We start from the raw sequence: 26626 nt of genomic DNA, 5'->3' as shown, positions 1-26626 counted from the left end.
GATATGATTCAAGTCATAATCTGCGGAGCAGGCGGAAGGATGGGTAGAATGATCACAAGAGCCGTTGAAAATGCAGAGGGAATAGAAGTTTCTGGAGGAGTCGAAGCCACAGGTTCCTCCTATATCGGAATGGATATAGGAGAAATTGCAGGCTTGCCAAAAAAAGACATACAAATCACCGGTGATATAGGAAAGGCTGCAGGAGATGTAATAATAGAATTTTCTACACCAGAGGCTACAATTTCTCATCTAAAAGTAGGCAAGAAAATGGTCATCGGCACCACGGGTATAGACGAAAAAGGAATAGAAAAAATTAAAGAAGCATCTAAAAATATTTCCATTGTTATGTCTCCAAACATGAGTGTGGGCGTGAATACCTTATTTACCATCGTAGAAAGGATAGCACCTATTCTTATAAAGGATTTTGATGTAGAAATAATGGAGATGCACCATAGATTAAAAAAGGATGCTCCTTCAGGAACGGCGATGAAGATAGCACAAATCATTGCTCAGGCAATGGGAGAAGAATTAGAAAATGTAGCAGTATATGGGAGAAAAGGCATAGTAGGAGAAAGGAAGGATAAGGAAATCGGCATTCTCTCTTTGAGAGGAGGTGATGTAGTGGGAGAACACACCGTTACCTTTGCCGGCATAGGAGAAAGGTTAGAGATTACCCATCGTGCCCAATCCAGAGAAACCTTTGCTCAAGGAGCGGTAAAAGCCGCTTTGTGGATAATAAACAAACCTTCGGGGTTGTATACAATGAAGAATGTTCTCGGATTATAAATTGAAAGAAGCATGCGGTATATGTGGTGTATTTAACCATAAAGAAGCTGCGAATTTTGCCTATTTGATACTATATGCTCTTCAGCATCGGGGACAGGAAAGCGCGGGCATTGTATCTACAGATAAAAAAAACTTCTATGAGTATAAATCCACGGGATTAGTCGCCGAGGTATTTGATGAAGAAACAATTAAAAAATTAAAAGGAAATGTCGCCATTGGTCATAACCGCTATTCTACAACAGGAGACGATAGTTTTATAAATATACAACCGTTTACCGCCACCCTTTCGTCGGGAAACATTGCCATCGCTCACAATGGGAATTTAACCAATACCTATAAATTAAGAAAAAGTCTTACTGCAAAAGGAGCAATCTTTAACTCTCAATCTGATACGGAGATAATCCTCCATCTCATTGCTCACAGCAGTGGGAATATAATAACAAGATTGATTAACTCCTTAAAACAGATAAAAGGCGCATATTCACTGGTTATTCTCACCAAGCATAGCATCATTGGGGTAAGAGATCCCTATGGGTTCAGACCGTTGAGCGTAGGAAAGATGAAAGACACAATCATCCTCTCTTCAGAAACATGCTCATTTGAACTCATCGGAGCCAGGCTCTTACGAGATGTAAAGCCTGGAGAAGTCGTGATTATAAATGACAAAGGTATAACCTCCCTGCAACCCTTTAAAAAGGTAGAACCAAAGCAATGCATATTTGAATATGTGTATTTTGCCCGTCCCGACAGCATTTTATGGGGAAAAGATGTATACATAGTTAGAAAAAGATTAGGAGAATTGTTGTTTCAAGAATCTCCAGTTGAGGCGGATGTTGTTGTTCCAGTGCCAGATTCCAGTGTAGCTTCAGCCATAGGTTTTGCCCAGGCCTCAGGTATACCATTTGAGTTCGGCTTAATCAGAAACCATTACATAGGTAGAACCTTTATAGAGCCCAAACAATCCATACGACATTTTGGCGTAAAGTTAAAATTCAATGCAGTAAGAAAATTTCTAAAAGGGAAAAGGGTGGTTGTAGTAGACGATTCTATCGTTAGAGGAACAACCAGCAGAAAAATCGTAAAAATGATAAAAACAGCAGGGGCAAAGGAGGTGCATCTACGCATTGCTTCTCCTCCCATCATCTCCCCCTGTTTTTATGGTATTGACACCCCTACCAGAAAGGAACTTATCGCTTTCTCTCATAGTGTAGAAGAGATAAGAAAATATTCCACAGCCGATTCTCTTTCTTACCTTTCGTTAGACGGACTAAAAAAAGCGGTAGACAAGAAGGAGAATTTTTGTTACGCCTGTTTTACAGGTAACTATCCTGCAGAATTTGAATGATGTACATCCCCACCAATAAGATATTTACATCATCTGCCTGCAACTACATAGCAGAAGAAATCAAAAAGAATGAAAAAGGAGAGGTATTCTTTACAGGAAAGACAAACGATGAGGGGAAAATAGAGGAGATAGAAGCCAAAAGCTGGGGAAACGAAGAATGTACATTAGCTGTATGTGATGTTCCATCCGGATATGTAGTAATTCACAATCATCCCTCCGGCATACTTACCCCTTCAAATCAAGACTTAGATATCGCCGCTTATTTGTCTCAAAGCGGAATAGGATTTTACATTGTAAATAACGACTGCTCATTTGCCCACATTGTAATAAAGCCTACAAGAAAAGAAGAAAAGATAAGTATAGAGCAGGTAAAGAATTACTTCGGAAACAAAGGATTGCTTTCCCGAAAGTTAGAAGATTTTGAATACAGAAAAGAACAATTGAAGATGGCGGAACAAGTAGCAAAAACATTGAATGAAGGTGGAGACCTGGTGGTAGAAGCAGGCACAGGAACAGGTAAGAGTTTTGCCTATCTCCTGCCTGCTATATTATGGGCAAAGAAAAATAAGGAGCATATTGTTGTCTCTACAAATACCATAAATCTCCAATACCAGTTGATAAATAAGGATATACCATTCCTTTCAAGAAATCTAAACATACCTTTTACTGCATCTTTAGCAGTAGGAAGAGAACATTTTTTATGTTTAAGAAAATTTGAAGAGATGCTGAAAACTGGCAGTTTCCTCCCTTTTGAAGGGAAAAAGAAAGAGATAGAAAACTTAAGAGACTGGGCAAGCAAAACAAAGGAAGGAAGGTATGAGGAAATATCAGATTTTGTAGGCGGGAGATTGTGGGAAGAGATATGTTCACAAACAGATACCTGTTTGTACAAGAGATGTAAATATTTTCCGGACAGCTGTTTTTACTTCAAGGCAAAACTGCATATCGCAGCCAGTGATATAATCGTAGCCAACCATCATCTTGTCTTTTCCGACCTTGTTATTTCTCAACTCAGCAAAACCTCTGCTCTTCTTCCTCCATACAAGAACATTATCTTTGATGAAGCGCACAACATAGAGAATGTGGCAACCAGGCACTTTGGAGAAAGCCTGTCTATAGAAGGGGTAAAGAGAATATTCTCCAAATTGCACAATCGCTTTAGAAAAAAGAATAGGGGTGTAATCTTTATCCTTCAAACATTTACAGAAGACCTTCCCTCTTTGAATGAAAAGCTGAATAAACTAAGCAAAGAAATAGAAGAGAAGAAAAAACGGATAGACGAGTTATCAACAAACATAACCGATATTATAAAAACCTTTCTTCCTCAAAATGCCAAAGAAATATCCTTCAGCGAAGATATATCTCAGCATGTTAAAGAACCATTAAAAGAATTATATGAGATTTTAAAGGAAATAATCTCTCATGGAGAAAAGATAGAAAAAGAATTAAAACAGATAAAAAATAATGAAGAAGCATTGTTTTATATAAAACACTTTCATGCTTATATGGGAAGGATTTTTTCCTTTGTATCTTTGTTGAAGACATTTGAAAATCCTGAACAAAACGATATTCTGTGGTTTTCCATGCAGAAAAAGAACCTTTTTTTTCATATCACGCCGCTAAAACTCGCACCCTATATGAAAGAGATATTATTCAATCATAAAAGATGTTGTATCTTTACATCTGCTACTTTAAGTGTGGGAAATTCCTTTGATTTTTTTCGGAACAATATCGGTCTCGAAAAAGCAGAAACCCTCATTTTACCTTCCTCTTTTGACTTTCAAAAATTAGCAAAACTCATCATAGCGAATAATACCTTATTACCACAAGAAGAAGGTTTTTCGCAAAGTCTCAGCCAGGCTATATGCAACATCACAGAAACAGTAGAAGGTGGAATTCTTATTCTATTTACCTCTATAAAGCTTATGAATAATGTCTATGAATTATGCAAAGGAAAAGTGAAAAACCATGAAACATTCAAACAAGGAGATATGGATAGGTCTAAGCTGCTCACACTGTTCAAAAAAACAGGCAATGGTATTCTATTTGGTGTAAGCAGCTTTTGGGAAGGAGTAGATGTAAAAGGAAGGGCTCTTTCTTGTGTGGTTATCACAAAGTTACCGTTCGAGGTCCCCACTCATCCTATAGAAAGTGCAAAATATAAATTAATTGAACAGGAAGGAGGTAATTCATTCATGCAATACAGTCTGCCTAAAGCAGTGATAAAGACAAAACAAGGTTTTGGCAGGTTGGTTAGAAGCAAAGAAGATAAAGGAACAATAGTTGTCTTAGATAAAAGAATACTCACCAAGTCTTATGGCAAATACTTTTTAGATGCTTTTCCTTCGTGCCAGATGCATATCGGTAATATTGAACAACTAAACGAAATGATTAAAAAAGATTGAGAATAACCTCTTTCACTATACTGGCAGCTACAATAGATGAGTTACCCGAAGAATCATAATGAGGAGAAAGTTCAACTAAATCACAACCCACAACATCAAGAGATGAAAATTTCGCCAAGGTTTCAATCAACTCTATAAAACTTCTTCCGCCAGGCTCTGGCGTTCCCACTCCAGGTGCTATCGATGTGTCTAAAACATCTAAATCTATGGAGAGATAAACAGGATTCTTCCCTATGATTTTAATAAATTCATCCACATAGGAAAAATCTTCACATAAAAGTTGTTTCCTTTGCGGAAGTTTGAATTCCTCTTCTGTGCCTGAACGAATACCCAACTGCAGCAGATGTTCAAACCCTATAATCTCTGCCACTCTTCTCATAACGGAAGCATGAGAAAGCTTTTCGCCCATCCAGCTATCCCTTAAATCTGTATGAGCATCAAATTGCACCACAAACAAATTCTTATGCTCATTAGATAAAACATCCACAATAGGCAAGCTGATCAAATGTTCTCCTCCCAGGAAAAAACATTTTTTCTCTTTTAGAATAGGAGAGACAAAAGATTTTATAATCCCCATTGCAAATCTTGCATCGCCTAAAGGCAGTGGTATATCACCCATATCGGAGACAGACTTATCCTGCAAGCTCTCTTTTTGGTAAACGCTATACGACTCTATGCCGTGTGATGCTTCTCTTATCGCCTTAGGCGCAAACCGTGCACCAGGTCTATTACTACTTGTTCCATCATAAGGTATGCCCGCTATACATACCTTAGATCTCCTAAAATCTTTATTTGCACAGATAAAACAATTGCCATCATCGTCCATAAATTACTTCCATCCTAAAACAACACAGGCAAAAGCCGCACCACACTCCTCTACCCTATGCTCACAAGATATAGATATTATCTTTTCTACTGTATAGCCTCTCCATTGCATGCCTTTTAAAGCCATTTCTCTTACTTGTTTCTCCGTATCTTCTTTTGCTTTTCCTCTAGTGGCATATTCCATAATCAACCCAGCTTTACTTTTATCCTTTGGCACAGCGCAAGCCACAGCCGCACTCAAAAGCTCTCCTGGCTCAGATGAAGAAACTGCCCCATAAGCAACAGGAATAAGTGATCCTTCTTCAAATTTTATCTCTTCCACATACTCACAATAAGGAGGCAAAATGCTACTTACTTTTAATAAGTTCATGTTCCCTACGCCTGCTTTAAATAAAGCCACATCAAATGCATTGAGTTTAGAAGATGCATCACCAGCAGAAGCTCTCAGGCAAAAAATATTGGGTCTTTTCTTAAACACTTCCAACTCCTTTAAGAACAGTTGGTTTGTGTGGCACATCCACACCCATTATGCCTCGCAGAATTTCTTGCTCCTTTGAATGAGTGGGTTTGAGTATGCCTTTCAAATAGTCATGCGCCTTCCATGGGTTTGCCTGTTCACCACAGGTAAAAAAATCTCCTAACAAAATACCATATTCTGGCCAGGTATGAATGGCCAAATGAGATTCAGCCACAATTACTACTCCACTTACCCCATGCGGCTCGAATGTTCTGAATGTAGAAGAAAGAATATGAGCACCAGTTTTCACTGCTGCTTCTTTTAAACAACTTTCCAACCTTACCGGATCATTGAGAAGTACCCGGTCACAGTTGAAATACTCAACCAATATGTGTCTTCCTAACGCCCTCAATTCTCACCCCCTTACGCTTTAAGTTTTTAAAAAATGCGTGTGTTTTTTTAACATTAAATTTCTAAATTGTCAATCAATTTTGCTTTGCAAAATCGATTGCAAATGAAAAGCGCATTGATAATTCAAAAAAATAAGCTAAAATGGGCGCATGTTAAGTTTTGCCATAGATACATCGTCTGTATTTTTGAGCATTGCTGTGTTCGAAGATAGTGATTGCATTTACAGCTTATTATTCAAACCTTCTGCCCTCTCCAAGATTCTCATCGATATCATAGACAAAACATTAAAAACACTGAATATAAGAGATTTTACAGATTTTGAAAAATATTATATTACCACTGGTCCTGGTAAATATACATCTCTAAGGGTAGGCATTGCCACCTTAAAAGGACTGTTATACGGGAAGGGAAAGATGATATTAAATATAAACGCCCTGGATCTATTGGCAACGAATATGCCTTCAAAAAATGTAATTTCTGTTATTCCTTCTTCCTTTCCTTATGTACATTATGGTATCTATCATACATTGAATAGAATAGAGATAGGTAAAACAGAATTGGAAAAATTAGGGGAGAAAATCAAACCATGCCTTTTTGTCTTGTGTCCCGAAATGCACAAGATTAAACAGTTTTTACACAAAGAAACTATGATCTGTAGCGATAAATTGTTAAATATACCGCATGCAAGCAACATGCTTAAGGTAGAAAAATATGTGAAGGAAACAAAAATAGAAGAGCTTGTACCTATTTATGATGTTAGAAATAAAACCGTTCAAAGCGACTATATATAATAAAAAAATAAGCCCCGATTCAGTAATAGCCCCACCCTATGATGTGATAGATAAAGAAAAAAGGGGACAGTTGTGTGCACGCAGTAAGTATAATATCACCCATATCATACTCCCTGAAGGAAAAAATAAATATGAGTGTGCCGGGGATCTTTTAAGAGAATGGATACATAAAAACATATTATTAAAAGAAAACACACCTGCTCTTTTCATATACGAACAAGTGTTTAATTGGGAAGGGAAACAAAAAATATTAAAGGGATTTGTGGGAGCATTACAATTAGAAGAATGGGGAAGAAATGTTTATCCTCACGAAAAGACATTAAGTGGTCCCAAGATTGATAGATTTAACCTCATCACTCAAACCAAAACATTCTTTTCACCCATTTTAGCTTTGTATGAAGATGACAAAGAAATTGAGCAAATTTTCTCATTATATGATAAAAAAAACCCTGATATATGTACCCGTTACGAGCAAGATGTACATAAGATATGGAAAATCACAGAAAAAGAAAATATAGGCATTGTATGTTCTGCAATGAGAAAGAAAAAGGCAATAATCGCTGATGGCCATCACAGGTATGAAACAGCCTTGAACATCAAAAAAGCATATCCGCATGCAGGATGCAACAATATTCCCGTAATGTTTATGGGAATGGAAAAAAGTGGTCTTTTACTTCTACCTATTCATAGATTAATAGAAAAAACAGATGAAAATTTCTTAAAAAGACTCTCTCAATATTTTAATATTGAGGAATCTACAAAAAAAGACAGTGAAATTGTAATGTATGATGGAAAAAACTATTATAATCTAAACACAAAGATAAAAAGAAATGAGCCTCTACCCATCTTTTTTGATCATGTTATCTACAGGAAAATCTTGAGATTATCTGAAGAAGATATGAAAAAACAACAGAATATCGGCTATGCACATTCAACAGCTGAGGCAATAAAAGCAATAGATGGAAAAAAAGCAAAATATGCTTTCCTGCTTAAAGCCATATCGTACAAAGAACTTACGGATGTAGTGAAAAAAGGTGTTATCCTGCCGCAAAAATCCACCTTTTTCTATCCCAAAGTTCTAAGTGGATTGATAATGTATACCTTCGGAAGCTAATCCCTTTGCCTTGCCAGCAACTTAATCATAATAGTCTCTATAATCCCGGAGATAATCAACAGCGGAATTACGACAAAAACATAAACAGAAAGCATGTCGGTAGAATATGATGATATACCGATTTTCATACCTAAAGACAGACTGATCCAGGCCGCGGGAAATTCAAAAACAGAGACGGGATTCAAGAAAAGAACTATAAGATTTAATTTTTTTGTTTGTTCCAAGATAATAATTCCTATATTCATTCCCAATAAAATGGCGAATACAAAAGGCAATATAATTAAAAATCCAGAGATAACATTTACAAACAAAGATAAAGAATTTAATAAAAATATAGTAAAAAACATCTTAAGAAAAGAAGTATTAAGATTCAAATGTTTTTTGACGATATTCCATATCCACAAAGGATACCACAAAAATATCCTCAAATTTTTCTTCACTACCAAAGAAGACAACACAGTTCCAACGCAAAAAAGCACAGCCGATAATAGAAATAACCTCATATCAACAGTTTTTAAAATACTCAAGTAATCTTGCATTTTTTAGACAGCCTGCAATCTAAGCAAAAATAATAAATAGTTACTATAACCTTATTTAATTTACTGCTATTTGCCCGCGGCATCCCTTTCATTATGCCTCCTGTTTTTATATAATATAAGGGTTCCCTCAAAAAGCAAATTAACAAAATAAAACCTAAATTAAGTTGATTTATAAGCCATTTTGATGTAAAAATATAGTTAGGATGAGTGTAATGATCAATATAGATGTGATTATAAGCAAGAAAAGACGGTGGGATTTAAAGAACCATCTTATCTCCTCTGACATTCGCTATTGGGAATGGTTTACAGAGTTTGATTTAGAAGATGCAATAATTTCCATTGAAACAGATGCAATAAATACAGTAAAAGAGATTTACGACTTTCTCGAAAAAATGCAGTCAGAGTCACGAGTTATTCTCCCTAACGGAACACGCATAAAAACAAGAGAAAAAACATTTAAAGAGATAGAAAAATACTTAGACGAAATATTGGAAGGAGAGTAAAATGTCCATTTCACTTATTTCTCCAGAAGAGCTTCAACCACGGTTTGAGATAGCAAAAGAACGGAAAACAGAAGAAGGGGAACGTTTTGTTGCTCAGAAAAGATTAGAAAAAGCCATCCAGACTATACTAAACATAAAGGATAGTGAATATAATGCCTATATCTCGGGAAATTTTACCAAACAAGATATCGAAACAATTAAAAACCTCACCAGAAAAACACTAACTGATTTTAACATCAAGAACAAGCTATATGACTGGTGTTATGTAAATACCTTCAGAAATCCGCGGATACCAACCATCATTAATTTACCCACAGGGAAAGGAGAAGAATTAAAAAAGGACATGGAAGAGTTATTAGACTATTTAAAAAAGTCTATTCCGTCTGTTTTTGAAAGTAAAGAATACGAGGAAAGAATACAGGAAATAATAAGAGATTATAGTGAGAAACAAAAACAGTTGTTTACAAATATTGAAGAAAATGCACACAAATTGAATTTTATCGTCAAGCCTTCCCAGGCAGGAATCGTCATAAATCCTGTAGTTGCCGGAAAAGCTATTAATGAGAGAGAGTTTAGTCTGCTTTCTGCTGAGACAAAAAGAGACATTGAGGAGAAAAAGAGACTGTTAGAGGATGAAATAAGTGATTTCTTAAGAGAAAGTAGAAACCTGGAAAAAGAAAAACGTCGCAAGATAGAAAAGATAAATGAAGAGATGGGTACATTTATTGTAGCTCACAAGATAGAGGACTTAAAGCAAAAATATGAAGGAGTAGAGAAATTACAGCAATACTTTGATGACATTGAAAATTATACATTAAAAAATATATCAGCATTCCTTCCCCAAAGAACTCCAGATTCTTTTCTTACTGCTTTTTCACCCAAGCCGAGATATACAGAATACAAAATTAATGTATTTGTAGATAACAGCCAAACAAAGGAGGTGCCTATTATCTATGAAGAAGACCCCACATACTACAATTTGTTTGGTAAAATAGAAAAACAAGCCTATTTTGGAGCATTTATCACTGACTTCACCCGTATTCGCCCCGGCACAATTCAGTATGCAAACGGCGGATACTTGATCTTAGATGCATATTCTGTATTGATAAATCCCAATGTATGGGAAACACTTAAAAAAACTATTTCTTCAAAAAAGTGTGTAATAGAAGAATGGACAGAGAGATATGGAATGCTTGCTTCCGAAACCATAAAACCAGAACCTGCACCATTGGAAACAAAGATTATTCTTCTCGGTTCAGCATTCTTGTATGAACTCTTATATGCCTTTGATAAGGATTTTAAGCAGCTATTCAAGATAAAAACCGATTTTGATCCCATTATTGAAGCAACTCCGCATAACCTTACTCAGTATGTCACCAGAATTGACCACCTGTGCGAGAAAAACACATTACCCAAGCTCAGCGATGATGCGCTAAAAGAAATTCTAACATTCAGCAGCCGCATATCAGAGCACAAAGACCGACTTTATGCTTATACAGATAAGATAATAGATGTAATTAAAGAAGCAAAATTCTACGCTAAACAAGAAAAAGCAGAAAATATTTATGGACAACATATCAAAAAAGCTATTGAAGAAAGCATATTCAGGAAAAATCTCATCAGAGATAAGATTTTAAAAATGATTAAAGAAGACACACTTATCATAAATATAGACGGAACAAAGACAGGCCAAATAAACGGTTTGTCTGTAATCTCAATGGGTGATTTTTCCTTTGGTATACCAGCAAGAATTACTGCCCGCACCTTTGTAGGAAAAGCAGGTATAATCAATATAGAAAAAGAATCGGAAATGGCCGGTAAGATATTCAATAAGAGTGTGCTCATTCTATCTGGTTACTTAGGATGGAGATATGCCTACGACAAACCGCTGGGCATATCTATTACCCTGGCATTCGAACAATCATATGCAATGATAGAGGGAGACAGTGCCAGTGTGGCGGAACTCTTATCTATACTTTCAGCAATTGGAGAAATACCATTGAAACAAAACCTTGCTGTTACCGGTTCTATAAGTCAAGACGGAACAGTACAACCCATCGGAGGAATTAACGAAAAGATAGAGGGATTTTTTGAAGTATGCAAATTAAAAAGTATGTTGGACGGGAAACATGGTGTAGTGATGCCAAGAAGAAATGTGAATAATCTGATCTTAAATGATGAGGTAAAAAAAGCGGTAGAAGAAAAAAAATTTAATATCTATTGTATAGACACTATAGACGATGCAATAGAAATATTTACAGGAATGAAAGCCGGCAGAAAACTGAAGAGAGGATACAAAAAAGACACTTTTCACTGGATTGTAGATACTAAATTGCAGAAAATAAGCAAGTTAGCACAAAAAAGGGAGACTAAATGAGCCTGAGGTGGATGGATGGTGGAGAATCACATGGGAAAGGGTTAACGGTAATCATTGATGGAATTCCGGCAGGCTTAAAAATAGATTTAAAAAAGATCAACGAATATCTTCAAGAAAGACAAAAAGGTTATGGACGCGGCGGGAGAATGGATATAGAAAAAGATTCCGTAGATATAAGAGGAGGAATAAGAGGAAGAGAAACAATCGGTTCTCCTGTTGTTCTATTCATTGAAAATAAGGATTGGATAAACTGGAAAGAAAAAATGGACCCTTTTGAGATAACTGAAGAGAGGTTAACTAAACCCAGACCTGGTCATGCGGATCTACCTGGTTACCTCAAGTATAACAGAAGAGATTTGAGGGATGTTTTAGAAAGATCCAGCGCCAGACAAACAGCAACTCGTACAGCAGTGGGAGCGATAGCCAGAGAAATATTAGAAGAATTAGGTATTTATGTAACAGGTTTTGTAAGACAAATAGGGAAGGTAAATTTCCCTGGACAAATCAAAAGCGGAAAGATGATAAGGGAAAAAATGGAACAATCTGCCGTTCGTTGTCCGGATGAAGAAACTACAAAACTTATGTGCAAAGAAATAGAAAAAACAAAACAAGAAGGAGACACATTAGGAGGAGTGATAGAGGTGATCTGTGAAAATGTGATACCAGGCCTCGGCACTTATGTTCAATGGGATAGAAGATTGGATGCCCACCTTGCATTTTCTCTTATGAGCATTCAAGCCATCAAAGCGGTAGAGATAGGAGGTGGCATAGAAAATGCCTCAAAAAAGGGGTCACAAGTGCATGATGAAATATTCTATTCTCAAGAAAAGGGATATTTTCGCAAAACAAACAGGGCTGGCGGCATAGAGGGAGGAATGAGCAATGGCGAGAACATTGTTCTTAAAGCTTACATGAAACCCATACCCACATTGAGAAAGAGATTGCACTCTGTAGATGTAGAGAGCAAAAAGGAAGAATTTGCTTTTTTTGAAAGGTCAGATGTTTGTGCTGTGCCTGCCGCATCTGTAATATGTGAAGCCGCTATATCCATAGAGCTGGCATCCTTTTATCTGGAAAAATTTGGTGGCGATACAATGGACGAACTAAAAGAAAACCTCTATCGTTACAATGAATACCTTGAAAGAAAATGAACATATTTCTTGTTGGATTTATGGGAGCAGGAAAGAGTAGCGTAGGGAAGAAATTGTCTGAGGAGATGAACTATAAGTTCATAGACACAGATAGCTTTATTGAAAAACAGACAGATAGAAAGATTGAGGATTTCTTTGACAAAGGCGAGGAAGAGATATTCAGGAAAAAAGAAAGGGAATTTTTACAAAATTTCGATTCAGAAAACACTGTCATATCTACCGGTGGTGGGATGGCATGCAACATGGAAAATATCTCTCTAATGAAGAAAAAAGGGGTAATAGTTTATCTGTTTATAACCTTGAGAGAAGCAATAAAAAGAACCCACTTCGACAGGCCGCTTCTTAAAAATAGAGAAAATATAGATAGTCTTTTCAAAAAGAGATTGCATTTCTACAGGAATGCAAATATTATAATATCTATAGATAAAAAAACAGTGGAAGAGGTGAGTAAGAGAATAAAGGCACTTTTATGTTATATAACTCCAAAAGGGGGTTGCTAATGAAAGCATTAAGAGTATGTGTTATCTTGGTATGGTTGTTGTTTGGTTGTTATGCAGCAGAAGCAGATATTGTATATAAAGTAAAAAAAGGTGATAATTTAACAACAATCGCCTGTCTATATAATGTTCCATTACAAAAAATAGAGAAAGCAAATGATGTAAACAAATATATACACCCCGGAGAGAGGATAGTCATTCCTATAAAAGAGGTCTATGCACCAAGAAGTGATTACATCTATACCGTGAAAAAAGGAGATTTTCTAATAAAGCTTGCTCAACATTTTAATCTTTCAGTAGAAACATTAAAGAAAAACAATGGACTTGAAACAAACAGAATAATTCCTGGAGACCAGTTGTATATCAAAAAAACCTTGCCGCCGAAAAACCTTTACTTAACAGAAAAAAGGAAGGATTATTCTATACTGTCATTTAATAAAATACATGTTGTGAAAGGAGGAGAAAGTTTATATAGCTTATCTCAGCAATATAATGTTCCCATGAACTTAATTAAATTAGTAAATGAAATAAAAGGAAATACAATAAGGAAAGGAGAGATGTTGCTCGTTCCGGGAGAAGTGGAATATGTTACAACAAAAGAAAGGGCAAGCCGCATTTTATATAAAATAAGAAGGGTTTCGGCACAAAGAAATTTTCAAGCCAATGCAAAAGGAAGAAAAGCGGCAGAAATAGCCAAACAATACTTAGGTATTCCTTACAAATATGGTGGATCGGGGGAAAATGGCATGGATTGCTCGGCATTTGTTCAAATTGTATATAAAAAATTATGCATATATCTTCCCCGAACAACCAGAGGACAAATAAATAGAGGGAAACCTGTACGTCTAAGCCAATTGAAGATTGGAGACCTCATATTCTTTGAAGCGCATGGCAGAAGGCCGTCTCATGTAGGGATGTACATAGGGAACAATAAATTTATACATGCCTCTTCATGGAAGCACCATGTAACCATAAATAAATTACGAGGGTATTACCTTAATCATTTCATAGCCGCACGCAGGGTTTTAAGGAGCGGTTCCTAATGCTTACTCTGGGCATAGATCCTGGATCAAAAGTAACGGGATTTGGCATAGTAGGTGAAGAAAACACCTGTGTTATGTATGAAAACTTTAAACTATCACCTAAAATGGATTTTGCAGATAAGCTAAATGCATTGCACGAAAGGGTTATAGAGATAATAACCGCTTTTCACCCCACAGAAATGGCTATTGAAAAAGCGTTTGTGTTCATAAATGCTACCACAGCTTTAAAACTGGGAGAAGTAAGGGGATCTCTAATTGCTGGTGTAAGAAATTGTACTCTACCAATATACGAATACACGCCTACCAGTATCAAGTACTCGCTAACAGGATATGGAAGAGCGACAAAAAAAGAGATAAAAACTGCGGTAGAAAATATACTACACACTAAAATAAACGAGAAAGGTAGCGATGCTACGGATGCTTTAGCTATTGCTTTGTGTCATATTCGCCATTTAGAAAATTTGCCCCAACAAAATGCGTGCAATGTGACCCACAAGCACATTTAATCGCACATAAAAATCTAAAACATCCAGATAAGAAAACATCAAATCTACACCTTCTCCCAAATATGCTTTTTGAAAGTATTTTTTTTTGAGCGATCTTTCAAATTCTCTTATAGATAATCTTTCGTCAAAAGCAGTTAAAGCAATATGACGACTATTCTCAACGAAGGCTTTTTTAACAAGAGAAAAGTTATCTAAAATGCGTTTATGCAAGGATGCAATATCATTGCTCTTCTCGGAGCGAAAATATATATCATTTCTCATCATCTCCGGCAATCGTCTCTTTATAAGCTGTACAATATGTCCCAACTCATTGGCTATGGAAACAAGCATTGTCATCTCTAAAGATTCTGCTTCACTAAGGGATTTCTGAGACATCTTTGAAGAAAAAGAGATAATTTCAGGAACATAGTTTTCAACATAACTTATCCCTTTAAGAAGTTCCTGCTCATTAAATCCCTCTTTCAATATTGCTCCCTTGCTTTCTTCCGTGACCCTTATCGTTATATTTAAAAGATGTGCAATTTGTTTGTGTAGGGCAGACAAAGCCATTTGAGGAGCAAGAATCAGCGCATCATTCAAGCTTAGATAACGAAATCTCCTCAATGGAATAAGAAAAGAAATGAATTGAGAAAAGGGTCTTAAAAATAAAAGAAATGGTATTGCCACTAAAACATTAAATAAAAGATGAGCAGTAGCAATCTGCCTGTCTATCTGAAAAGCAAAGGGATGAGAAAATGCAGCTACCAATAAAGAAAAATGGTGTAGAAATGGAAAAATTAAGATTACACCAATGACATTAAATAAAAGATGAGAGACAGCTACCTGCAAAGTCCTCCTATCTCTTATGCCTGCATAGGCAAAGAATATAACTATGCATGTTCCTATATTTGCCCCAAAAACTATCGGTATGGCAGATGTTAGACTCAGGTATCCCGAATGTGCCAAAATCATAGTTATACCTATCGTAACCAAACTGGATTGAATAAGAGCGGTAAATACTATAGCTATTAAGAAAAGCAGGAAATAATTATGAGAAAATCTTTTTACAAGAGAAGAAACTTCATCTCCTGCTGCACCTGCAGTAGTAGAGACAACATATAAACCAAAAAAAACGAGTGAGAGCCCTAAAAAAATAGAAATTATTACACGGTGTCTTGTTTTGAATGTAAAGAGATATACGAGGAGAATAAGAAAAAAAGCTAAGGGCGCAAAACCATATATATGAAAGGCAACAATCTGAGCGGCAATTGTGGTGCCGATATTCACCCCGATAATAAAAGAAATGGCATCATATAGACCTATCAATGCCGCAGAAGTAAAACCAACTAACATCACACTCGTTGCGCCAGAACTCTGAAGCAATGCTGTCAAAAAAAATCCAATTAAAAAAGATTTGTATTTACCGCCCGCAAATCGATCCACAAGTGCTCTTACGCCCTTTGATGTAACAATCTGAAAATTCAAGCTGACCATATTTACGCCATACATAAGGAGAGCAGTGCCACCTAATATTCCAATGATAGTATTAATCTGCACGCTTTACATCCGATGATCTTTATTAAGCATTCATTATTTTCAGAATCTTCTGTACATCCTTTTTTGACTTAAGAGCAAAAAATGGATGACTTTTACACAAATTTAAAGGAAGACTAAACTCATGTCCTTTCATATCTATCATTATTCCGCCTGTTTCTTTTAAAATGATACCTGCGGCAGACCAATCCACTACTCTTGAGGGAAGAGAATGAACAAAAACATCAAAAAAGCCGGTGGAAAGGTAACACATATCCAGTGCGGTAGAACCCATCATCCTAACCCGATGAAAATGATTAACTATATTTTCAAACATCCGAATATCTTTCGTTCTATCTATTCCCTCACAAACAGCGAAAGAAAAATTCTCACTTTCGTTAACAATGTGTTTTTGAAAAGACCCTGTTACATCGGATAAAAGAGCTCCCTTTCCTCTGATAGCTGAAAATTCTTCGCCGGTAGGAATGTTGAGCACATAACCTACAGTTAAACCATCCGTTTCACCTGTTCTTGAAAGAGCAATGGAAAAAGCATAGTATGGAATACCCCTCTTTGCATTAAGGCTGCCATCTATCGGGTCTACAACGACAATTGGAAACTTGTTTCCAAAATCTCTAATTCCTATCTCTTCCGAGAGAAGCATACATGATACATTGAACCTCTTTAATTCTTCTATTACAATATCTTCCGCCACCTTATCTATAAATACAGTGACATCACCCCCGGCCCCTTTACCCAAAGTCTGCTTTGCCCTTTCGGTGCCAGCAATCTTTTTTACCTCATGAAATATCCTTTTCCCCATTGTTTTAAAAAGATCAAGCCACCTATCTTCCATTACATGTTCTCTAATGTTCTACACACTTCTTTTATCACATAATCAGGCGTGGAAGCACCAGCCGTTACACCTACAACCTTACATCCCTTAAACCATTCCTTCTTTATTTCCTCTGCCCTCTCAATATGATAACAACAAGAACATATAGCTTTACATATATCATACAACCTGCGGGTATTGCCGCTATTGTAACCTCCTACAACTACCATCGCATCCGCATTTTTAGCCAATTTCTCTGCACTTTCCTGTCTTCCTACGGTCGCGCTACATACCGTGTTAAATATACGCAACTCTTCTACCTTCTTCAAAAGTACATCCATCACACTGATCAACTTGGATGTCGATTGGGTGGTTTGAGAAACAACACCTACTTGCTTATCCCTTATCTTTTTCGCTTCATCAGCACTGTTGACCACCACCGCTTTTTCGGCATAGCCTAATAATCCTTTTACTTCAGGGTGATTCTTGTCCCCAACGATCACCACCCTGTAACCTTCATCACTTAATATCCTCACAAAATTCTGCGTTTCTTTCACAAAAGGACAGGTGGCATCAACCACCTCTAATCCTTTTTCTTGTGCTTTTCTTATAATTTGAGGGGAAACACCATGAGAACGGATGACAACCACACCCTCTTCTATTCCATCTATCTTACTAATAACCTTTACTCCTTCCTTTCGTAGTGTTTCTACTACCTGTGGATTATGAATCAAAGGACCCAATGAGTAAACAGTCTGTTCCCTTTTAACAACCTCACGCGTTAAAGCAATGGCCCTCTTTACACCAAAACAGAACCCTGCGTTATCTGCCACTACTACTTTCATTTCAACAATGATATTACTTCTGTGTATACTTTTTCCTGTGTTTTATTCGTTGTATCTATTACATGAGCACCCTCAGGTATAACCAGCGGCGAATCTTTTCTGGTTATGTCTTTTTCATCTCTTTCTTTAATTTTGTCTAAAATCATATCTTTCTGTACATGAAGTTCTTTTGCCCTCCTCATTGCTCTCTCTTTAAGGTCTGCCTGAAGGTATATTTTAACCTGCGCTTCAGGGAAAATTACGCTACCCACATCCCTTCCTTCTACCACATATTTTCCCCTGTTTACATTCTCTCTCACCACACTATTCACAAATCTTCTTACAAAGGGTAGCTTTGCTATTATAGAAGCATTTTTGCCTATTTCCTCGCCTCTTATATAAGGTTCCATATCCCTATTAGAGACAAATAAATGATATTCTGTATTTACTTTTTTCCATAAAACACTTAGTTTGTCTAATTCCCTGGGTGTTGGTTTTGTAGAAAATAGATAAGCAATGCTTCTGTACAAAGCGCCTGTATCTATATAAAAAAACCCTTCCCTGCAAGCAAGCAACTTGGCCAAAGTACTTTTTCCGGAACCCGAAGGGCCATCAATTGTTACTATCAATTTATCCATCAAGCTTTTCTTTAAACAGTCGCGCTTCTCTCCATAAACTTATGAGTTTAGCCCTATCATCACAAGAAATAGCCTTTTTTACCTCAGCCCATCCCTCAAGCAACCTTTCCATGGCTTTTAGCACATAGGATTTATTGGCGATAACAATATCTGCCCATATCTCTTCACTTGATTTTGCAATGCGGGTAAAGTCCCTAAACCCAGTCCCCACCAGAAATTTTATGTTGTCTGCATTCATTTCTCTCAATAGATTTACATTTGCAAACGACAATATATGAGGAATGTGGCTGGATATAGCAAACAACTCATCATGCAGCCTATAATCCATGTAAATCGGCACAGCCCCCACTGCCTCAATCAGATCCTCAATCTTCTTCCATCTTTCATTTCTTATCGGTGTGATAATTACCGTATGCCCTTTAAATAAATTTTTCCTGGCTGATTCAGGACCTGAGATTTCTCTTCCCGCAACAGGATGCAGGGGTACATAATCTATTCCTGAAGGTATTTTATCCTTCACGCTTTCCACAACATATCCTTTAACGCTACCCACATCCAGAATATACGCACCTTTCTTTAACATTGGAAAAACAGAAAGCAAAACAGAAGGGATAGATAAAACAGGCACGCTCACTATCACTAAATCACACCTATTTATCTCTCCTAACTTTGCCTTCCTGTCAATAATTCCTAAACTTTTTGCCTTATTTAAATTCTTTAAGGAATTATCATAACCAAAGATTTCCCCTACCAATTTTTTTTTCTTTAAATCAATGGCAAGGGAGCCGCCGATTAATCCTATTCCTATAATAAAAGCACGTTTAAACACCCATTACTTCCCTTAAGCAATCTATAAATTTTCCATTTTGATCTTCTGTGCCTACAGTCACACGGAGGTGTGTTTCATAACCATATCCTTTCATCAAACGAATGATTACCCCTTTATGTAAGAGTTTATTGTATATTTCTTCAGCATCTTGTTTCACATCAAATAATATATAGTTGGCATGGGTAAGAATATATTCAATATCCATATCTTCAAATGCCTTATACAAGAACTCCTTTCCTCTTCTGTTTGTTTTTAATGTCTGTTTGACATGTTTTTTATCATCCAAAGCCGCTCTTGCTCCTGCTTGAGCCAAACTGTTCACATTAAAGGGCTGACGCACCCGATTCAGATAATCAACAATTTCCTCATCACCTATACCATATCCTATTCTTAATCCTGCCAATCCGTAAAGCTTGGCAAATGTTCTTAACACAAAAACATTCTTATTATTGCGAAAAAAGGAGAGAATATCGGGATAATCTTTGTCGGTATTATACCCGAAATATGCTTCATCTAAAATGATTAAACAACCATCATCTATGCCATCTATGAATTCACTCAATTCATCTTCATAAACGATTGTTCCGGTAGGGTTATTTGGTATATCAATAAACACCAATCGTGTATTTTTATTTATTTTATTTTTAATTTCCCGAAGATTATGACGGTAATCTTTAAGTGGAACTTCTATTTTCTTTGCACCCATTGCCTGAGCAACGATGCGGTAGACAGAAAACGAAGGGAAAGAGAGTATCACCTCATCATCTTCAGCAGTGAGAAAGGTGCGATTCAAGAGTTCTATAATCTCATTGGAACCATTACCCAAAACAATATTTTCCATCTTTACATTCATCTCTTGTGCCAATCTTTTGCGTAGATAATATCCACTGCCATCAGGATAAAAGTTGATCTTATTTAAAGAATCTTTTATCGCTTGAACCGCTAAAGGAGAAGGTCCTATTGGATTTTCATTGGAAGCCATTTTCACTACATTCTTTAGCCCCAGTTCCCTTTTTAACTCTTCAATAGGTTTCCCTGGTGGATAAGGTACTAAATCCCTAATGTATGATGCTACTTTCATCTTTCCTCCGCAGGGTAAGAACCTAATACTTTAAAAAACACCGTCTCTTCCCTTATTTTGTCTATAGATTTTTTTACACAATCATCCTCTATATGACCACAAAGGTCTATATAGAATACATAAGTCCAGGTTTCCCTTCCCGAAGGTCGAGACTGAATGCGGGTGAGGTTAACACCACTTTCATAAATCGGTTTCAAAATATGATAGAGTGCACCCACTCTATCCTTAATGGAAAACATAATGGATGTTTTGTCCCGACCACTTTTATGAGAAATATATTTCCCTATAACCAAAAAACGGGTAATATTATTCAACCTGTCCTCTATACCATTTGCTATCAATCTAAGATCATAGAGTTCGCTCGCCGATTGAGAAGCAATGGACGCTGCCTCTTTGTTTTCTTGAGCTATTTTGGCTGCTTTTGCGGTACTGGTGGTTTCAAATGTCGGAACATCTGGAAAATGTTTCTTCAACCATCCCCTACATTGAGCAAGAGCGTTGGGATGAGAATAAATAGCCTTAACATCCTCTGCCTTCCCGGACTTATTCATTAAAGCATGCTTTATCTCCAAAATAATTTCCGAAACAATATAGACATTTACATTCATAAACATATCCAGAGTATAATTCACCACTCCTTCAATAGAATTTTCTATAGGCACTACACCAAAATCTACTCTATCGTTCTCTACATCCAAAAATATGTCCTCTATCCTTTCCTCCGGTAAATAATTTAGAGATACGCCAAATCGTTTCATTGCCGCTTGATGAGTGAATGTAGCTTCCGGTCCCAAATAAGCAATTTTCAAAGGTTTTTCTAAGGATAAGGAGGCAGACATCACCTCCCTAAATATTACCCTCAATCCCTTATCGGGAAACAACTTTGCTTTAGTCAATACCTTTTTATATATTTCCTTTTCTCTTTCCGGTACATAAAACATTAAATTGGACTCTTTTTTAAAGCGGGCAACCTCCTGTACACAAGACATCCGCTCATCTAAAAGCTCAACAATCTTTTCGTCTATACGGGAGATTCTGTTTCTCAAACTGTCTATAGAAACTGAGTGGTCATTTTCCTTATCTTTTTCCATCTATTCTCCAAAATCTTTTTTTCAGTTAAAGGAACAAGCTCTGACAAACTTTTGACAATGAAAGCTTTTACTCTTTTAGCCATTTCATCATAGTTCCTGTGCGCGCCACCCACAGGTTCCTCTATTATCTCGTCTATAACACCAGCCTCGTGTAGGTCGTGAGCGATTATCCGCATAGCTTTTGCTGCTTCTTTAGTATGCTCAGCATCTCTCCACAAAATAGAAGAACACCCCTCTGGAGAGATAACACTATAAATGGCATGAGAGAGCATGGCTACTCTGTCTCCTGCACCGATACCCAAAGCACCACCGCTACCGCCTTCTCCTGTAATGATAATCACAATAGGCACTCTCAACCCTGCCATTTCATAAAGATTGACAGCAATAGCTTCTGCCTGCCCCCTTTCTTCTGCTCCGATACCCGGATAGGCACCAGGGGTATCTATAAGAGTAACAATGCCTAAATTAAACTTTTCTGCCAATTTCATCAGTCTTAATGCTTTTCTATAACCTTCAGGATGAGCCATTCCAAAGTTACGCCTCAGGTTTTCCTTTGTGTTTTTCCCCTTCTGCTGGCCAATTATTGCCACCTTAAAATCGTCTATATTAGCCAATCCCGTAACCATTGCCTTATCATCGGCAAATCTCCTATCACCATGAAACTCTATGAAATCCGTTGCTATTCTTTCTATGTAATCCAATGTATAGGGTCTTGAGGGGTGACGAGCAATTTTTACTATTTCATCTATAGAAAGATGCGAAAATTTCTCTTTTATAAGATTGTCTTTTTTCTCTTCCAATATTTTTATTTCTTTTGAAATATTTATCCCTTTCTTCTTAGATAATCTTTTTAGATCATCTATTTTTTTTTCTATCTCATATATAGGTCTTTCAAAATCATATACAAACATGCCTTATTTCTTTGAAGAGATAGAAACTAAACCATCATCTTTCATCAACTTGTAGACAACAGCATCAATTAAAGCTTGCCTGGAAGCGTCTATTATATCCGTTGCCACTCCCACTGTTTCCCATGTGTCTTTTTCATCTCCTGATGTAATCAAAACCCTTACCGTAGCTGCTGTGCCTTTTTCTCCCAACAGTATTCTCACCTTATAATCTAAAAGTTTCAGTGCCTCTAATGATGGATAGAATCTCAGCAATGCTTTTCTCAGGGCATAATCCAGGGCATTTACTGGACCGTTACCCACAGATGCAGTATGTTCTATTTCTTTACCCACTCTTACCATCACTGTAGCTTCAATAGCTGTAATATCCTCCACTTTTTTTCTTCCATCAATAACACGATAGGATAGAAGCTCGAAATAATCACGAACCTCTCCTTTATTTCTTAACAGCATAAGCTCAAAAGAAGCATCTGCTGTTTCAAAATAGAAACCCTGATTCTCCAATTTTTTTATCTCTTCTAATGTTTTTTTACCTGCCACCGTATCTTTATCTATCTCGATGCCCATCTCCCTCGCTTTATATACAATATTACTCATTCCAGAAAGATCGGAAATAAGCGCCCGTCTTCTATTGCCTACCAACTCAGGATTTACATGCTCATAACACTGTGGGTTTCTCAAAACAGCGCTCACATGTATGCCGCCTTTATGTGCAAAAGCACTGTCTCCTACATAGGGCAGGCGACTGTTGTGAGGAAGATTGAATATCTCATCAATCTTCTTAGAAACAAGTGTGATCTTTTTTAAGTTTTCATTACTTATGCAATCAATATTCATCTTCAACTTGAGATTGGGTATAACAGAGGTAAGATCAGCATTGGCACATCTTTCTCCATAACCATTGAATGTTCCTTGAACCTGCGTTATGCCACACTTTACAGAGGCAAGGGTGTTTGCAGTTGCCAGTCCCGAGTCATTATGTGCATGTATACCGAGAGGAACGCCGGGAAATTTTTGCTTGATTTCCTCTATTATCTTCTCCAATTCCCAGGTTATTGTTCCCCCGTTTGTGTCACATAAAACTATGTTGTCTGCTCCTCCCTCAACAGCCGCTTGTATAGTTTTCAAGGCATACTCCGGATTTCCCTTATAGCCATCAAAGGTATGCTCTGCATCATAAAACAACTCATCGGTATAATTCTTTAGATATTTTACAGAGTCAAAGATAATCTCTAAATTCTTTTCCAGATCAATCTTCAGTGCGTCTATAACATGCAGGTCCCATGTTTTTCCAAAAATAGCAATAGCAGGGACCTCTGATTCAACCAAAGCTTGAATATTGGGATCATCTTCCGGCTTTAATTTTGCCCTCCTCGTACTACCGAAAGCGGTAATCTTGGTTTGTTTTAGATTTAGTTTTTTTACTTGAAGGAAGTATTCTTCGTCCTTTGGATTTGAACCTGGCCACCCCCCTTCGATATAATGAATACCCATATCATCCAGCAACTCTGTTATTTTTAATTTATTCTGCACCAGTAAACTTACCTTTTCTCCTTGTGTACCATCACGCAATGTCGTATCAAATAGCTTCACCTCGTTCATAATTCCTCCTATCCTTTGTTTCCTTTACTTAAATTAAAATCTCTATGCAATGCCCTCACCGCTAATTCTGTATATTTCTCATCAATAACACAGGAAATCTTAATCTCAGATGTGCTGATCATCCTTATATTTATGCCTTCTTTAGCCAGCGTACGAAACATCCGGGCCGCTATACCCCAGTGACTTCTCATCCCTACACCAACTATAGAAACTTTGCTCACATCTTTGTTTAATGTAACCCTTCCCCCTCCAATTTTCCTTGAAACTTCATCTGTTGCCTTCAATGCATCGTCTGCATCATCTTTTGGCACTGTAAATGATATATCAGTAAAACCCTCTTCACTTACATTCTGTACAATCATATCCACCACAATATTTTTAGACGCTATTGTTTCAAAAACTTGAGCCGCTATACCCTGCTTGTCGGGCACTCTGGTTATTGTCAAGCGAGCCTGGTTCTTATCGCTTACAACTCCAGAGACAATCACTTCTTCCATTTTTCCTCCATCATCTATTAATGTTCCCGGCTCATATGTAAAACTGGATAAAACCTTTATTGGAACCTTATATTTTTTCCCCAATTCTACCGATCTTATTTGTAAAACTTTAGCCCCCAAACTTGACAGTTCCATTACCTCATCGTAATTGATTCTGTCTATTTTCTGTGCATTATTAACAATTCTTGGATCTGCTGTGAAAATTCCATCCACATCTGTATATATCTCACATATATCCGCATTAAGGGATGCCGCCACGGCTACTGCCGATGTATCAGAACCACCCCTTCCCAATGTAGTCACCTCACCCTTCTCATTGATACCTTGAAAACCGGCTATCACCACTACATATCCGTCCTTCAAATAATGCATAACTTTATCTTTATCTATATGCATTATTCTCGCCTTCAGGTGAATGTTGTCGGTCAAAATACCACTTTGCCTGCCCGTTAAAGCTATTGCTTTACATCCTATCTCATTTAATCTGATGGCCATCAAGGCACTGGAGATTCTTTCTCCGCTGGAAAGAAGCAGGTCCATTTCTCTCTCTGCTGGATGTAAAGACAAGCTGTGAGCCAGATCAACTAACCTATCCGTTTCTCCAGCTATAGCAGAGATAACCACCACTACATCATTTCCCTCTCCCTTGCTTTCTTTTATATGATTGGATACATTTCTTACCCGTTCTATATTAGCTACTGATGTCCCCCCATATTTCTGTACAACTAAAGCCATCATTCCTCCATAAAAAGGTTTAACTAAAATATAAAAATATACTTAAAAAATCAAGTAAGCATTTACTTTTAAAAAATAATCTATAAAATACAAATTCGTGGATAAACTATTAAGCATATCTACTTTTATTTATTTGTTTACAGTATGGATGTTTGTCGTTTCTTTAGCCACAAAAAAAAGATATACTGACAATATTTCCCGCATTCTGTTTATCATAGCTACGATAGTAGAACTCATCTACTTTATCTGGCGGTGGATAGAAAGCTACCATCTGGGATTTGGACACATTCCTTTAACCAATGCATTTGAATCATTTGTTTTCTTCACATTATCTATAGCCTTTGTTACCTGCATACTCATCAAAAAGATTCCCTCTTTAGCCATGCTCATTATATCCCTGGTAATCCTGGGTATTTTGTCTTATCTCTCCATTTCTCCCTTCAACAAAGAGATAGAACCGCTTATTCCTGCCCTAAAGAGTAATTGGCTGGCCATTCACGCCCTGACTTCTTTCCTGAGTTATGCCGCTTTTTTCTTAGCCTTTATCGGAGGCGCAATGCTCTTGATAAAGTCAAATGAGAAAAAAGGTTCCTTTTTCATTGGAAATATTTCTTTTTCAGTATGTGTAGGATTGATGCTTAGTTTTCTTTTCATGAAGGTCTGGCACACTAAATCAAGTACTTTTATAATATTATTTGTCATCTTCTCTGTAGCAATCTTTTTGTTGGTTTATCTCAACAAAAACAAACTACAGCAACTCATTCCGCGGGAGAAAACACTCAAAGATTTCACACTTGGCAGTATATACATCGGCTTTCCATTTTTATCCATAGGTATCATTACCGGCTCCGTTTGGGCAAAATACGCCTGGGGTGCTTATTGGAGCTGGGATCCTAAAGAAACATGGTCTCTCATCACCTGGTTCGTCTATATAATTTTCCTCCATTTTAAAATTAGAGGAAAAAGTAATTACACATTGGCTATCATGTCCATTGTAGGATTTGTCGCTGTTATTATCACCTATATCGGTGTAAATTTTATTCTCCCCGGCCTCCACAGTTATGGTTCGGGTTAAATGAAAAATATAGAAAATTTTTAAACCCTTAAAAAAAGGAGGAAAGATGAATAAAGCACTTTTGATTATAGATATGTTAAACGATTTTATCCTTTCGGGCGCACCATTAGAAGTCCCTGAAGCAAGAGGTATCATACTAAATGTAAAAAAAGAAATAGAGGAAGCAAGAAAAAACAAAGAATACATAATATATGTATGCGATTCTCATACAGAGGATGATAAAGAATTTAAAATCTGGCCTAAACATGC

27 protein-coding genes are annotated in these 26626 nt (G+C 36.9%); 13 read left to right on the top strand and 14 right to left on the bottom strand.

Annotated features, from left to right (window positions below):
* Positions 1 to 3 precede the first annotated feature (3 nt).
* From J7J10_00980 to J7J10_00970, 3 genes are read left to right on the top strand one after another with little or no spacing between them, the layout of a single operon-like run.
* Positions 4 to 786, top strand: a complete 783-nt coding sequence (locus J7J10_00980; GenBank protein ID MCD6129518.1) for a 4-hydroxy-tetrahydrodipicolinate reductase — start codon at positions 4 to 6, stop codon at positions 784 to 786.
* Complete coding sequence (locus J7J10_00975) at positions 770 to 2131, top strand: amidophosphoribosyltransferase (protein ID MCD6129517.1); 1362 nt, start codon at positions 770 to 772, stop codon at positions 2129 to 2131. Before J7J10_00980 ends, J7J10_00975 begins: the two co-directional genes overlap by 17 nt.
* Complete coding sequence (locus J7J10_00970) at positions 2128 to 4536, top strand: DEAD/DEAH box helicase (protein ID MCD6129516.1); 2409 nt, start codon at positions 2128 to 2130, stop codon at positions 4534 to 4536. Before J7J10_00975 ends, J7J10_00970 begins: the two co-directional genes overlap by 4 nt.
* On the opposite strand, the gene speB is transcribed toward J7J10_00970, so the two are convergent.
* The 3 genes from speB to speD are packed head-to-tail and all read right to left on the bottom strand — an operon-like array spanning position 4523 to position 6230.
* On the bottom strand, positions 4523 to 5362 hold the full coding sequence (speB, locus tag J7J10_00965) for an agmatinase (GenBank protein MCD6129515.1): 840 nt from the start codon (positions 5360 to 5362) through the stop codon (positions 4523 to 4525). The genes J7J10_00970 and speB overlap by 14 nt on opposite strands.
* A 3-nt stretch (positions 5363 to 5365) precedes the next feature.
* Entirely contained in the window at positions 5366 to 5839 is a 474-nt protein-coding gene (locus J7J10_00960; protein ID MCD6129514.1) for an arginine decarboxylase, pyruvoyl-dependent, read from the bottom strand.
* Positions 5832 to 6230: an adenosylmethionine decarboxylase gene (speD, locus tag J7J10_00955; protein ID MCD6129513.1), complete on the bottom strand. Its 399-nt coding sequence runs from the start codon at positions 6228 to 6230 to the stop codon at positions 5832 to 5834. Before speD ends, J7J10_00960 begins: the two co-directional genes overlap by 8 nt.
* A gap of 148 nt (positions 6231 to 6378) precedes the next feature.
* Here speD and tsaB point away from each other — a divergent pair, with 148 nt between their 5' ends.
* Complete coding sequence (gene tsaB / locus J7J10_00950) at positions 6379 to 7020, top strand: tRNA (adenosine(37)-N6)-threonylcarbamoyltransferase complex dimerization subunit type 1 TsaB (GenBank protein MCD6129512.1); 642 nt, start codon at positions 6379 to 6381, stop codon at positions 7018 to 7020.
* Positions 6980 to 8134, top strand: coding sequence for a DUF1015 domain-containing protein (locus J7J10_00945; GenBank protein ID MCD6129511.1), 1155 nt, complete (start codon positions 6980 to 6982; stop codon positions 8132 to 8134). The genes tsaB and J7J10_00945 overlap by 41 nt, the downstream gene beginning before the upstream one ends.
* Here the strand turns inward: J7J10_00945 and J7J10_00940 are convergent.
* Positions 8131 to 8637 (bottom strand): stage II sporulation protein M, encoded by a 507-nt coding sequence (locus tag J7J10_00940; GenBank protein ID MCD6129510.1) that lies wholly within the window; start codon positions 8635 to 8637, stop codon positions 8131 to 8133. The genes J7J10_00945 and J7J10_00940 overlap by 4 nt on opposite strands.
* A 239-nt stretch (positions 8638 to 8876) precedes the next feature.
* Between J7J10_00940 and J7J10_00935 the strand changes: the two genes are divergently transcribed.
* From J7J10_00935 to ruvC, 6 genes are read left to right on the top strand one after another with little or no spacing between them, the layout of a single operon-like run.
* Positions 8877 to 9176, top strand: a complete 300-nt coding sequence (locus J7J10_00935) for a hypothetical protein (GenBank protein ID MCD6129509.1) — start codon at positions 8877 to 8879, stop codon at positions 9174 to 9176.
* Position 9177: 1 nt separating this feature from the next.
* Positions 9178 to 11553: an AAA family ATPase gene (locus J7J10_00930; GenBank protein ID MCD6129508.1), complete on the top strand. Its 2376-nt coding sequence runs from the start codon at positions 9178 to 9180 to the stop codon at positions 11551 to 11553.
* Entirely contained in the window at positions 11550 to 12704 is a 1155-nt protein-coding gene (gene aroC / locus J7J10_00925; protein MCD6129507.1) for a chorismate synthase, read from the top strand. Before J7J10_00930 ends, aroC begins: the two co-directional genes overlap by 4 nt.
* Complete coding sequence (locus J7J10_00920) at positions 12701 to 13204, top strand: shikimate kinase (protein ID MCD6129506.1); 504 nt, start codon at positions 12701 to 12703, stop codon at positions 13202 to 13204. The genes aroC and J7J10_00920 overlap by 4 nt, the downstream gene beginning before the upstream one ends.
* Complete coding sequence (locus J7J10_00915; GenBank protein ID MCD6129505.1) at positions 13204 to 14244, top strand: LysM peptidoglycan-binding domain-containing protein; 1041 nt, start codon at positions 13204 to 13206, stop codon at positions 14242 to 14244. Before J7J10_00920 ends, J7J10_00915 begins: the two co-directional genes overlap by 1 nt.
* Positions 14244 to 14750, top strand: a complete 507-nt coding sequence (gene ruvC / locus J7J10_00910; protein MCD6129504.1) for a crossover junction endodeoxyribonuclease RuvC — start codon at positions 14244 to 14246, stop codon at positions 14748 to 14750. The genes J7J10_00915 and ruvC overlap by 1 nt, the downstream gene beginning before the upstream one ends.
* Here ruvC and J7J10_00905 read toward each other — a convergent pair.
* Genes J7J10_00905 through J7J10_00860 form a run of 10 tightly spaced genes read right to left on the bottom strand, consistent with a single transcriptional unit; the run spans position 14697 to position 25302 of the window.
* Entirely contained in the window at positions 14697 to 16286 is a 1590-nt protein-coding gene (locus J7J10_00905; protein ID MCD6129503.1) for a Na/Pi cotransporter family protein, read from the bottom strand. The genes ruvC and J7J10_00905 overlap by 54 nt on opposite strands.
* A gap of 22 nt (positions 16287 to 16308) precedes the next feature.
* The gene (locus J7J10_00900; GenBank protein ID MCD6129502.1) at positions 16309 to 17118 is read right to left on the bottom strand and encodes a hypothetical protein; all 810 of its coding nucleotides are present in this window, start codon (positions 17116 to 17118) and stop codon (positions 16309 to 16311) included.
* Positions 17118 to 17942, bottom strand: coding sequence for a 4-hydroxy-3-methylbut-2-enyl diphosphate reductase (locus J7J10_00895; protein ID MCD6129501.1), 825 nt, complete (start codon positions 17940 to 17942; stop codon positions 17118 to 17120). Before J7J10_00895 ends, J7J10_00900 begins: the two co-directional genes overlap by 1 nt.
* Positions 17939 to 18559 carry a (d)CMP kinase gene (gene cmk / locus J7J10_00890; GenBank protein MCD6129500.1) on the bottom strand — a complete coding sequence of 207 codons (621 nt, stop codon included), beginning with the start codon at positions 18557 to 18559 and terminating at the stop codon, positions 17939 to 17941. Before cmk ends, J7J10_00895 begins: the two co-directional genes overlap by 4 nt.
* The gene (locus tag J7J10_00885; GenBank protein MCD6129499.1) at positions 18552 to 19388 is read right to left on the bottom strand and encodes a prephenate dehydrogenase; all 837 of its coding nucleotides are present in this window, start codon (positions 19386 to 19388) and stop codon (positions 18552 to 18554) included. Before J7J10_00885 ends, cmk begins: the two co-directional genes overlap by 8 nt.
* Complete coding sequence (locus J7J10_00880) at positions 19381 to 20469, bottom strand: histidinol-phosphate transaminase (protein MCD6129498.1); 1089 nt, start codon at positions 20467 to 20469, stop codon at positions 19381 to 19383. The genes J7J10_00885 and J7J10_00880 overlap by 8 nt, the downstream gene beginning before the upstream one ends.
* Complete coding sequence (gene pheA, locus J7J10_00875) at positions 20466 to 21560, bottom strand: prephenate dehydratase (protein MCD6129497.1); 1095 nt, start codon at positions 21558 to 21560, stop codon at positions 20466 to 20468. Before pheA ends, J7J10_00880 begins: the two co-directional genes overlap by 4 nt.
* Positions 21521 to 22471, bottom strand: coding sequence for an acetyl-CoA carboxylase carboxyltransferase subunit alpha (locus J7J10_00870; GenBank protein ID MCD6129496.1), 951 nt, complete (start codon positions 22469 to 22471; stop codon positions 21521 to 21523). Before J7J10_00870 ends, pheA begins: the two co-directional genes overlap by 40 nt.
* A 3-nt stretch (positions 22472 to 22474) precedes the next feature.
* On the bottom strand, positions 22475 to 24073 hold the full coding sequence (locus tag J7J10_00865) for a citramalate synthase (protein MCD6129495.1): 1599 nt from the start codon (positions 24071 to 24073) through the stop codon (positions 22475 to 22477).
* A 5-nt stretch (positions 24074 to 24078) separates the two neighbouring features.
* A complete protein-coding gene (locus tag J7J10_00860) occupies positions 24079 to 25302 on the bottom strand; it encodes an aspartate kinase (protein ID MCD6129494.1) in 1224 nt (407 codons plus the stop codon).
* 97 nt (positions 25303 to 25399) lie between these two features.
* Between J7J10_00860 and ccsB the strand changes: the two genes are divergently transcribed.
* Together ccsB and J7J10_00850 are read left to right on the top strand one after the other, a co-directional pair.
* Entirely contained in the window at positions 25400 to 26377 is a 978-nt protein-coding gene (gene ccsB / locus J7J10_00855; GenBank protein ID MCD6129493.1) for a c-type cytochrome biogenesis protein CcsB, read from the top strand.
* Positions 26378 to 26423: 46 nt separating this feature from the next.
* The coding region (locus tag J7J10_00850; protein ID MCD6129492.1) for an isochorismatase family protein at positions 26424 to 26626 on the top strand (203 nt) is incomplete at its 3' end.

The sequence above is a fragment of the Deltaproteobacteria bacterium genome, assembly GCA_021159305.1.
GTDB lineage: Bacteria > Campylobacterota_A > Desulfurellia > JAGGSF01 > JAGGSF01 > JAGGSF01.
The sequence above is the reverse complement of the archived record's forward strand: the minus strand, read 5'-3'. Positions and strand labels throughout refer to the sequence as shown.